9 protein-coding genes are annotated in these 9924 nt (G+C 73.5%); 3 read left to right on the top strand and 6 right to left on the bottom strand.

Going from position 1 to position 9924, the window contains the following annotated elements; genetic code table 11:
* From ACJOT3_RS27555 to ACJOT3_RS27530, 6 genes are all read right to left on the bottom strand, one after another.
* Positions 1–558 (bottom strand): trehalose-phosphatase (locus ACJOT3_RS27555; protein ID WP_406976030.1); only part of this gene is annotated, 558 nt, incomplete at its 3' end.
* Positions 559–737: 179 nt separating this feature from the next.
* A complete protein-coding gene (locus ACJOT3_RS27550) occupies positions 738–1661 on the bottom strand; it encodes a hypothetical protein (protein WP_406976029.1) in 924 nt (307 codons plus the stop codon).
* A 78-nt stretch (positions 1662–1739) separates the two neighbouring features.
* Positions 1740–2660, bottom strand: coding sequence for a pyridoxamine 5'-phosphate oxidase family protein (locus ACJOT3_RS27545; protein WP_406976031.1), 921 nt, complete (start codon positions 2658–2660; stop codon positions 1740–1742).
* 339 nt (positions 2661–2999) lie between these two features.
* A complete protein-coding gene (gene mshC, locus ACJOT3_RS27540) occupies positions 3000–4223 on the bottom strand; it encodes a cysteine--1-D-myo-inosityl 2-amino-2-deoxy-alpha-D-glucopyranoside ligase (protein ID WP_406976028.1) in 1224 nt (407 codons plus the stop codon).
* A 379-nt stretch (positions 4224–4602) separates the two neighbouring features.
* On the bottom strand, positions 4603–4794 hold the full coding sequence (locus ACJOT3_RS27535) for a hypothetical protein (protein WP_406976027.1): 192 nt from the start codon (positions 4792–4794) through the stop codon (positions 4603–4605).
* 343 nt (positions 4795–5137) lie between these two features.
* Positions 5138–5503 carry a hypothetical protein gene (locus tag ACJOT3_RS27530; RefSeq protein WP_406976026.1) on the bottom strand — a complete coding sequence of 122 codons (366 nt, stop codon included), beginning with the start codon at positions 5501–5503 and terminating at the stop codon, positions 5138–5140.
* Between the two features lie 303 nt (positions 5504–5806).
* Between ACJOT3_RS27530 and ACJOT3_RS27525 the strand changes: the two genes are divergently transcribed.
* The 3 genes from ACJOT3_RS27525 (at position 5807) to ACJOT3_RS27515 (ending at position 9593) form a co-directional block, all read left to right on the top strand.
* Complete coding sequence (locus ACJOT3_RS27525; RefSeq protein ID WP_406976025.1) at positions 5807–6604, top strand: siderophore-interacting protein; 798 nt, start codon at positions 5807–5809, stop codon at positions 6602–6604.
* A 441-nt stretch (positions 6605–7045) separates the two neighbouring features.
* The gene (locus ACJOT3_RS27520) at positions 7046–7948 is read left to right on the top strand and encodes a glycoside hydrolase family 16 protein (protein WP_406976024.1); all 903 of its coding nucleotides are present in this window, start codon (positions 7046–7048) and stop codon (positions 7946–7948) included.
* A 406-nt stretch (positions 7949–8354) separates the two neighbouring features.
* Positions 8355–9593 carry a ricin-type beta-trefoil lectin domain protein gene (locus ACJOT3_RS27515; RefSeq protein WP_406976023.1) on the top strand — a complete coding sequence of 413 codons (1239 nt, stop codon included), beginning with the start codon at positions 8355–8357 and terminating at the stop codon, positions 9591–9593.
* Positions 9594–9924 lie beyond the last annotated feature (331 nt).

The following is a 9924-nucleotide window of genomic DNA, read 5'->3' as shown; positions in this document are numbered from 1 at the left end:
CAGCAGGTGGGCCGCGGCGGGGGTGTCGGCGACCCGGTGGGCGGCCACCGACGGCTCCTCCACGTCCCCGACCCGCACCCCGGCGTCGGCCCCGGACAGGTGCAGGAAGACGGGTTCCTCGCCGTCGCCGCCGCCCATGTACAGCACCGCGGTGGCCTCGACCTGCCCGCGCAGCACCTCCAGGGCCTCGGCCTTGCCGTGCGCGGAGGGGTCCGCGGCCAGGTCGGTGTCGAACTCGGTGCCGTGCGCCCCCACCAGGCGCACCTCACCGGGCAGCCGCGACAGCGCGGCCAGATCCCGCAACGGGCGGGCCGAGATGACCGCGCACACCGTCCCGGGAAGCTCCGCCAGCTCACGCAGCGCGCGCACCGCTTCGGGCAGGGGGCGTCGGTCGGGGTGGCCGTCGGCGTCCAGGGGGGCCAGGGCGCCGTCGTAGTCGCAGGCCACCAGCAGCCGGGAGGTGCGGGCCAACGCCGACACACGCCGGCGCACGTCGGCGGGGAGTGTTTCCGGGCCAAGGAGGCCCGGCTCCCCGTGGAACGCTTCGACACCCTGCATGAGGGCCACCTCTGCCACCTCCGTCTGCCTGTGGGAACCCGGTCGGGACCGACCGGCGAAGCAAACGTAGATCAGGAGGAAGCGGACAGGGCAGTGGCTTCACGTGACCTTATGGACCGGCTAAGGAAGTCTTAAGGTGCAAAGCATCTGCACGTGCACCGGACCCGGAAGCCGCCTGGTCAGGGGGTGGCGAGCACCCGCTCGACGACGTCCGGCCCGCCGCGGAGGACGGCCTCGCGCAGGAGGACGGAACGCACCCACTGGGGGCCCGCGAAGCGTTCGGGGCACCGGTCGAACCACCCCTGGGCCGCCTCCGGGTCGCGCACGGCCTCCAGCAGCTCGGCGAGCGCGGCCGGGTTGCCCCGCTGCCCCGGGGCGAGCGCCGCGCAGGCCCGGATCGCCGGGTCGGCGTGGGTGAGGAACTCGGTGGTGTCCACGCCGGTCTCCCCCAGCACCAGGACGATGACCGCGCCCTCGTCCCTGGTCTCGGCCATGTCGGCCGCCCCCGACAGGTCCGGGGCCGGCCCGCCCAGGCGGGCGACGGCCCCCGCCGCCTCCACCGCGTGGATACGGGTGAGCCGGTCGGGGTGGGTGAGGTGGGGGTGGACCGCCGCGTGCAGCTCCGGGGCGGCGTCGCGCAGGGCCACCCCCGCCTCGTGGTACATGAGGGACTCGAAGGCCTCGTCCTCCCAGATGTCGATGGCCTCGTCCTCGTCGTCGGAGGCCAGGGCCGCGTAGACCCGGTCGCGTTCGGCCTCGTCCGGTACCGGGGGCGCGGGCTCGTACAGGTGGCCGGCGATCCCCTCGGCGGCGTCGCGCAGGAAGCCGAGCAGGCGCGCCCGCAGGGGCGTCCCGTCGACCGGTGCGTCCAGCCGCGGGTCGGCCAGGATCCGGGCGACGAACCGGGCGGCCGGAACGGTCGCCGAGTAGACGGTGCCCTGGTGGACCAGCGCGGAGTAGAGGTGCTCCAGGGCCCGGGCGTGGTCGGTGCGGTCGTCGGAGAGCAGGAGGGACAAGTGCTCGGGCACGTCGGTGCCCAGCCCGTAGGCGTGGAAGGTCTTCTTCCAGTCAGTGGCGGCGAGAACGTCGTTTCCTGTGCTCATGTCTGGATCGTGACAGCGCCCACCGACGTTTCCGGGCCGCGGTCCCCCGCGGAGGGCACCGCCCCTCCCGGGGAACGGCTACTTCCGGGCCCCCTCGGACCCGGGGAACAGCTCCAGGAACCGGTCCCACTCGATCCGCGGCCGGGCGGTCCCCTTCTTCTCCAGGTGGCGGGCGGTGGCCCGGCGGGCGTCGCGCAGTACCCGGAACGCGCCGGAGAGGCGGCCGGTCCCCGTCGGTTCGAGAACCTTGTCCGGTACCAGGAGCCACCGGTCCCCCTCGGCGCGCAGCTCGCCGCGGACGGCGGCGTTGTGCATGTCCTTGAGCACGTCGTCGTGGCGGTGCACCAGGAGCGCGGCCCGGCCCGGGACCACGCCGTCGGGGACGTCGGCGGCGTCGATGGCGAACCCGTCCGCGGTGGCCCTGGGAAGCACGCGGGCCAGCAGCGGGTTCCCGTCGGTGTCGGGGGCGCCCAGGACCGCGCTGGGGAACGCCTCCAGCAGGGCGGCGCCCATCGGTCCCGGAACCGGTCCGGGCTCGCGGGGGCCCGCGGCGTCGAGCCGTTCGGCGAGCGGCGGCCGGGCCTCGGCCCGGTCGGGCGTCACGGTGATGAACAGCCGCATGTAGTACCAGTCCATGAGCCACCGGCCGGGCGGCCGGACGAACCCGAGGCTGTGCGGCTGGCGGGCGAAGAGCTTGCGCCAGTACTCGGCGGCCTCGTCCGGGGCGGTGTGGATCTCCTCCGGGCAGGTGGCGGTGCCCGCGACGAAGACCTGCGGGGGGGCGTCCAGGCCGCTGCCGGTGGGGTCGGAGAAGAGCAGGCCCACACGGCCGTCGCGGCGGACGTTGCGGGCCTTCTGCCCGTAGGCGAGGGAGGTGGTGATGAGCAGGCGTCCGTCGGCCGGGTCCCGCCAGACGGCGGTGGGCCAGGCCAGCGGGGTGCCGTCGGCGGCGAGCGTGGCGAACTCACAGGTCAGATAGGAGTCGACGACGTCCGCGATCTCGGGGGTGAGGACGGTCAGGGGGGGACATGGCGAGTGATCGGTCCGTTCTTCGTGCGTCCGGGGAGGGCGGGCGCCCTCCTCCTGTGTGTACGCGGAGCGGGCCGCCGCGGATCACCCGCGACGGCGGGAACCGTCGGCGGGACCGGGCTCCGTCGGGCGGGCCGCGGAGAGACTATCGGGCGCGCCGGGAACGGCGGACCACGGGAACGGTGGGCCACGGGAACGGCCGGGGCCGCCGGCCGCGGTGCGGTCGGCGGCCCCGGAGAGGCACGCGCCACCACAGGACGGCACCCGGGAGGGTGCCGACGGTGGCACGGCGTCAGCGGCGTTGCGGGACTACAGGGCGACGCCCAGCAGGGTGTCGACGGTGGCGCGGGCCAGTGCCGGGGCGGCGGTGTCGGTGCCGCCCTCGGTGAGCGCGGTCCGCGCCCAGTCGTCCACGGCCTTCAGCGCGGCCGGGGAGTCCAGGTCCCGCGCGAGTGCGGCGCGCACCGCCGCCAGCAGCGGGGCGGCGTCGGGGGCCGCGCCCAGGGCGAACGCGGCGCGCCAGCGCTCGGCGCGGGCCAGGGCCGCGGGCAGGTGGGGGTCGGTCCACTCCCAGGCGTCCCGGTAGTGGTGGGTGAGCATGGCCAGGCGGATCACCGCCGGTTCCACTCCCTGTTCGCGCAGCTTGGACACGAACACCAGGTTGCCCAGCGACTTGGACATCTTCTCGCCGTCCAGGCCGACCATGCCCACGTGCAGGTGGGCGTGGGCGTTGGGGCCGCCGGTGATACAGCGGGTCTCGGCGGCGCCCATCTCGTGGTGGGGGAAGATCAGGTCGTTGCCGCCGCCGTTGAGGTCGAAGTTCGGGCCGAGCCGGTCCAGGGCGATGGCGCTGCACTCGATGTGCCAGCCGGGGCGGCCCCGCCCCAGCGGGCTCTCCCAGGCGGGCTCGCCCGGCCGCTCGGCGCGCCACAGCAGCCAGTCGAGCGGGTCCTTCTTTCCGGGGCGGTCCGGGTCGCCGCCGCGCTGCCCGAACAGGTCGAGCATCACGGCCCGGTCCAGGTGGCCGATCTCGCCGAAGTGGTCGGCCTCGGAGACGGAGAAGTACAGGTCGCCGTCGAGGTCGTAGGCGGCGCCGGTGTCGCGGATGCGGGCGGCCAGGTCGCTGATGAGGTCGACCGACTCGACCACGCCGACGTAGGAGGTCGGGGGGATGATGCGCAGGGCGGCCATGTCGTCGCGGAAGACGTCGATCTCGCGGTGGGCGAGGTCGCGCCAGTCGACGCCGATGGCCTCGGCCCGCTCCAGCAGCGGGTCGTCGATGTCGGTGGTGTTCTGCACGTAGTTCACGTCGTGTCCGGCGTCGCGCCACACCCGGTTGACCAGGTCGAAGGTCAGGTAGGTGAACGCGTGGCCCAGGTGTGCCGCGTCGTAGGGGGTGATGCCGCAGGCGTACATTCCGGCCCGGGGGCCGGGCGCGGTCTCCCGTATCCGGCCGGTGGCCGTGTCGTGGAGGCTCAAGGGACCGCCGGTACCCGGCAGGGGGACGATGTCAGGCGCAGACCAAGAACGCATACCGGGAAGACTATCCGGACACCGCGTCGGCAAACGCCCAGGGAGGGGCGGAACACGGCGTGCCTTCGGGGACCGTGTGCCGTGTGCTCCGTCACGGCCCGGGGGGCGGGGCGGGGGCGCCGACCACAGGCGGGACACCCGGTCCCACGGGTCGGGCCGCCGGGAAAGGAGGGGGTCCGGCGGGGCCCGGTGTCGTGCGGTGCGCCCGAGGTTCCGGACACGGCGCCCCGGCCCGCGCCCCGGTGGACGGCGGCACGGGAGCGGATATGTGAAGGCGGGAGAGGCGCGGGGGTCGGCGGACACGGTCGGCCGGTGGTGCGGGGCGCCGCCGCGACCGCGCGGTCGCGACAACGGTGGTCGGCGGTAGCGGGGGCCTCGCTCAGCGGGGTGCGGCGAGGTCGTCGCGGTGCCGGGCCGCGATGTGGAGCGCCGCCAGTACGGCCGCCGCCCCGCAGATCGCCGCCAGGACCTCGTTGCCCAGTCTCCAGTGCATCAGTGCGCCGCAGACGGAGACCACGTAGAGGAGCCAGTAGGCCCCGGTCTCCATGAGAACACCGTTGCGTCCCTCCATCCCGATTCCCCCTGCCGTGCGCACGTCGTCGCATGGTGCGCGAGTGACGGTGTGGACACCGTCTCTCACAGAGACGCCCCGGTCACGTAGGGGGTTGTCACGAATTGGCAACCGGGAACGTGACAGTCGTCATCGGTACGGAGTACCCGCAGGTAGACGTACGCCCGGTCTGTCCTTTTCCGTGACCAGAGTGACAGATGAAGGGAGGCTCACCGCATCCGGCCGAGACGGCCCCGACGCCCCCTCCGGGGTCGGGACTGTCCGAAACCCGGGCCGGGAACACGGTGTGCCGGGACGGTACCCGCTCGGAATGCGCCTGTTCCGAGCGGGCGGCGCGCCCGGGTCAGGGCCGGGCCGCGGCCTCCAGCTCCAGGAGGTCCAGGTCGTCGGCGGTCCGCGCCGCCGCCGGGTCGTCCGGGGCGGCGAACTCGGCCAGGTCGGCCAGCTCCGCGCGCAGTCTGCGGCGGACCGAGCGCAGGTCGGAGGGGTCGGTCAGGGGCCTGGCGGCCAGCGGGCCGGTCCCCGCGACCACGCCCTCGGAGGTGCGCACCGCCCATTCCCAGCCGTTGGCCCCGGCCGTCCGCCGGGCGTGGTCGAGGACTCCGACGGGGGCGGGAGCCGGGTCGTCGAGGCGGACCCAGCGGCCGACCAGGGCGGCCGGGTCGACGGGGCGCTGGTAGGGCTGGTCGGGGGCGGGGATGGCGCTCATCGGCGGTCCTTCCGTTGGGGGACGGCTGACTCGGGCGTGCGTTGCACTCCTCGTGCGGGTTGACGCAGCGTCCGGGTTTTCGGTTCACCCTCAACACGTTCACGCGGATCGCCTATGACGCGGTTTCGGAATTCTTTCGGAGGTTTTTTGTGGCGACCGCCCGGACGGCTCACTTACCGGCTGCCCAGGAGCGCCCCTCCCAAACCCCACGTCAGAGTTGGGTAGGCTAACCTAACTCTTGCCCGGGCGCCCTCAGCAGACACCCGGCCCCACCCCTGAGCCGGGAAAAGAGAGAACACCCCCATGAAGATCCACAACCCCGAGCGCCGCGCCATGGTCCGCGCCCACGTCGTCCGCACCGAGCGGACCACCCCGAACTTCGTCACCGTGACCCTGGGCGGCCCCGGGCTCGCGGACTTCGAGTTCCTGGGCCTGGACCAGTGCGCCCGCCTGTTCCTGCCGCGCGAGGGCCAGGAGCGGCTGCGCCTGCCCCAGGCCGCGGGCAACGGCTGGATCGCCAAGTACTACCTGATGCCCTCCGCCGAGCGGCCGCTGTTCCGCAACTACACGCCCCGCCGGTTCGACGCCGAGCGCCTGGAGCTGGACATCGAGTTCGCGGTGCACGGATCCGAGGCCCCCGCCTCCGGCTGGGCGCTGAACGCGAAGGAGGGCGACGAGGTGGGATTGTTCGCCGAGGGGTACTACTACCTGCCGCCGCGGGACGCCGACTGGCAGCTGCTGGTGGGCGACGAGAGCGCGGTGCCCGCTCTGCTGTCGATCCTCGAACAGGCCCCGCGGGATCTGCGCGCGGAGGTGTTCCTGGAGGTCCCCGAGTCCTCCGACGTCCGCGAGGTCGAGGTGCCCGAGGGCGTGAACCTGCACTGGCTGGCGCGCGACGGCGGCGGCGGGGTGCCCGGCGCGCTGGCGCTGCGGACGGTGCTGGCGGCGGAGCTCCCCGAGGGGACGCCGTACTGCTTCCTGGCCGGGGAGCGGGCGCTGCCGACGGGGCTGCGCCGGGAGCTGGTGCGCGGGCGCGGGGTGCCCAAGTCGCACGTCTCGTTCATCGGTTACTGGCGCCACGGGGCGGCCGCCTACAAGTGACGGAACCGGGACCCGGCAGCGCGGAGCGCCCACAGGCGATGCGCGCGGGGCCGCGTTGTCCACAGGCGGACCCGGATCACCGGCGAAGGGCGGGGCGGCGGGGGACAATGGATTCGGGGGCGTCACACGGCCGCACCGCCGGCACACGACCCGCCCGCTCCCACGTTAGGCCTCCCCCGCCGCGGCCGCCACCCCTCCGCCCGACCTGTGGACAACCCCCTCCCCGGGGCGGGCGGCACCACACCTCCGGGGAACCGGGGCCCGAAAGAGACCGGACTCCACCCCTTGTTTCGGATCACTTACCGACCATAAAGTCACGTACCGATTCAGCGGGTCACCCAGCGACCGCATCCGGTCGCCGCGGCCGTGTCCGCCGCCCCGGCGGCACGACCGCTCCGTCCGTTCCCCCGCCCCTCGGGCGGGACGACCCCCGGAGTACCCATGCGCACCAAACGCAGAATCCGTACCCCCCTGTCCATCGCGGCGGCCGTCGCCGCCCTGCCCGTCCTCGCCTACGGCGCCGTCACGGCGGTCTCCGCTCCCGCCGCGACCACCGGGGCCGAGCTGTCCGCCACGGAGGCCGAACCGGCCGCCGCCGAGGCCGAACAGGCCGCACTGATCTGGTCCGACGAGTTCGACGGGCCTTCTGGGAGCGCTCCCGACCCGGCCAACTGGAACCACGAGACCGGCGACCACGGCTGGGGCAACAACGAGCTCCAGAACTACACCACCAGCCGGGACAACTCCGCCCTGGACGGCGACGGCAACCTCGTCATCACCGCGCGCCAGGAGTCCGACGGCTCCTACACCTCCGCGCGCATCACCACGCAGAACAAGGTCCAGCCGCAGTACGGCCGGGTCGAGGCGCGCATCCAGATCCCGCGCGGCCAGGGCATCTGGCCCGCGTTCTGGATGCTCGGGGGCAACTTCCCCGGCACGCCCTGGCCCGACTCGGGCGAGATCGACATCATGGAGAACGTCGGCTACGAGCCGCACCTGGTGCACGGCACCGTCCACGGCCCCGGCTACTTCGGCGGCGGCGGGATCACCGGTTCCTACATGCACCCGCAGGGGTGGTCGTTCGCCGACGACTTCCACACCTTCGCCGTGGACTGGGCGCCGGGGTCGATCACCTGGTCGGTCAACGGCGAGGCGTTCCACTCGGTGACGCCCGCCGACACCGGCGGCAACCCGTGGGTGTTCGACCAGTCGTTCTTCATGATCCTCAACGTCGCCGTCGGCGGCGACTGGCCCGGCTACCCCGACGGGACCACGCAGTTCCCGCAGGAGATGCGCGTGGACTACGTGCGCGTCTACTCGCTGGACGGCCAGGGGTCGGTGTAGGACCGGCCCCGGCCCGGGGCGGGGTTCCGGTGCCCCGGGCCGCCCTTCGCTGAACACCGCAACACACCGAACGCCGAACCCCGCTGAATCAGCCCGCCCGCCGCTCCCCGGACCGGCGGGCGGGTCGCGTTCCGGGGCCGGGGCCGCCACCTGGGCGGATTCGGCCCCGCGGAGCGGTCGACCGAAACGGGAAAGGGTCGGCGCGGGCGGGATGGAAAGACGAACCGAAAGAGATCGGGTTTCACCTCTTGTTTCGGACCCCTTACTAAACGTAAAGTCACTTTACGATTCAGTGGGTCATCAAGCGACCGCGTTCGGTCGCCACGGCCGTGCCCGCTTTTCCCGGCGGCACGACCGCTCCGTCCGCTCCCCGCCCCCGGGCGGGACCATCCCCCGGAGTACGCCCATGCGCACCACACGATTCCGCACCCCCCTCGCCGTGGCGGCCGCCGTCGCCGCCCTGGCGCTCCTGGTCCCCGGCACCTCCGCCGCGGCCCCCGCCCCCGCGCCCGCCCAGGCCGACCCCGTCACCACGCAGGCCCTGATCTGGTCGGACGAGTTCGACGGGCCTTCTGGGAGCGCTCCCTCGACCGCGAACTGGAACCACGAGACCGGTGACCACGGCTGGGGCAACAACGAGCTCCAGAACTACACGAACAGCCGCGCCAACTCCGCCCTGGACGGCAACGGCAACCTCGTCATCACCGCGCGCCGCGAGGCGAACGGGACCTACACCTCGGCCCGGATGACGACCCAGAACAAGGTCCGCCCCCACTACGGGCGGGTCGAGGCGCGCATCCAGATCCCGCGCGGCCAGGGCATCTGGCCCGCGTTCTGGATGCTCGGGGGCAACTTCCCCGGCACCCCGTGGCCGAACTCCGGTGAGATCGACATCATGGAGAACATCGGCCGCGAACCCCACCTGGTGCACGGCACCGTCCACGGCCCCGGCTACTTCGGCGGCGGCGGGATCACCGGTTCCTACATGCACCCGCAGGGGTGGTCGTTCGCCGACGACTTCCACGTGTTCGCCGTGGACTGGGCGCCGGGGTCGATCACCTGGTCGGTCAACGGCAACCCGTACCACACCGTCACCCGCTCCAGCGTCGGCGGCAACCCGTGGGTGTTCGACCAGCCGTTCTTCATGATCCTCAACGTCGCCGTCGGCGGCGACTGGCCCGGCTACCCCGACGGCAGCACCCAGTTCCCGCAGCAGATGCGCGTGGACTACGTGCGCGTCTACTCGCTGGACGGCGGGGGCGGCGGCACCGGCACCATCACCGCCTCCAACGGGATCTGCCTGGACGTGGCCGGCGCGGCGAACGCCGACGGCACCCCGATCCAGCTCGCGCACTGCAACGGCAACCAGGCCCAGCAGTGGACGGTGGGCGGCGACGGCACCATCCGCGCCTACGGCCGCTGCCTGGACGTGGCCGGCGGCGGCACCGCCGCGGGCACCCCGGTCCAGCTGTGGACCTGCAACGGGACCGGCGCCCAGCAGTGGACGCACACCGGCGACCAGGGGCTGCGCAACCCGCAGTCGGGCCGCTGCCTGCAACCGGTCGGCCGGGTGCAGAACGACGGGACCCGCACCGAGATCGCGAACTGCGACGGCAGCGCCGTCCAGCGCTGGAACTTGCCCTGACGCCTCCGACGTCCTGACCCGCGCCCCGGCCCGCCTCGGGGCGCACCCCGCGCCACCCCGCTGAATCGGCTCGGCCCGCCGGTCTTCCCCACCGGCGGGCCGGGCCTTTTCCATGGGCCCGAGCCCCCGGCCGCCGTTATCGACCGCCGTTATCGGCCGCCGCTCTCGGTGACCGCCTCGAACGGGACCGCCACGGTCGCCCCGCGATCCCGGGTGCCATTGCACATTGCACGGCAGCGACCGCCGTCGCGTCCCGGACGGGGCGGCGAGTCGGACATCACACCCCGAACAGGGCGGTTACCGGGAAGTAGACCCCCCTCTGTGCCGGTTG

It is taken from the genome of Nocardiopsis protaetiae, assembly GCF_045446735.1.
In the GTDB taxonomy this organism is placed as follows: domain Bacteria; phylum Actinomycetota; class Actinomycetes; order Streptosporangiales; family Streptosporangiaceae; genus Nocardiopsis; species Nocardiopsis protaetiae.
This window is presented reverse-complemented; position numbering and strand designations above follow the sequence as displayed.

Coding starts and splice junctions, on each gene's coding strand:
- ACJOT3_RS27550 (WP_406976029.1), bottom strand. CDS start 1,661: ATGAGCACAGGAAACGACGTTCTCGCCGCCACTGACTGGAAGAAGACC.
- mshC (WP_406976028.1), bottom strand. CDS start 4,223: ATGCGTTCTTGGTCTGCGCCTGACATCGTCCCCCTGCCGGGTACCGGC.
- ACJOT3_RS27535 (WP_406976027.1), bottom strand. CDS start 4,794: ATGGAGGGACGCAACGGTGTTCTCATGGAGACCGGGGCCTACTGGCTC.
- ACJOT3_RS27530 (WP_406976026.1), bottom strand. CDS start 5,503: ATGAGCGCCATCCCCGCCCCCGACCAGCCCTACCAGCGCCCCGTCGAC.
- ACJOT3_RS27525 (WP_406976025.1), top strand. CDS start 5,807: ATGAAGATCCACAACCCCGAGCGCCGCGCCATGGTCCGCGCCCACGTC.
- ACJOT3_RS27520 (WP_406976024.1), top strand. CDS start 7,046: ATGCGCACCAAACGCAGAATCCGTACCCCCCTGTCCATCGCGGCGGCC.
- ACJOT3_RS27515 (WP_406976023.1), top strand. CDS start 8,355: ATGCGCACCACACGATTCCGCACCCCCCTCGCCGTGGCGGCCGCCGTC.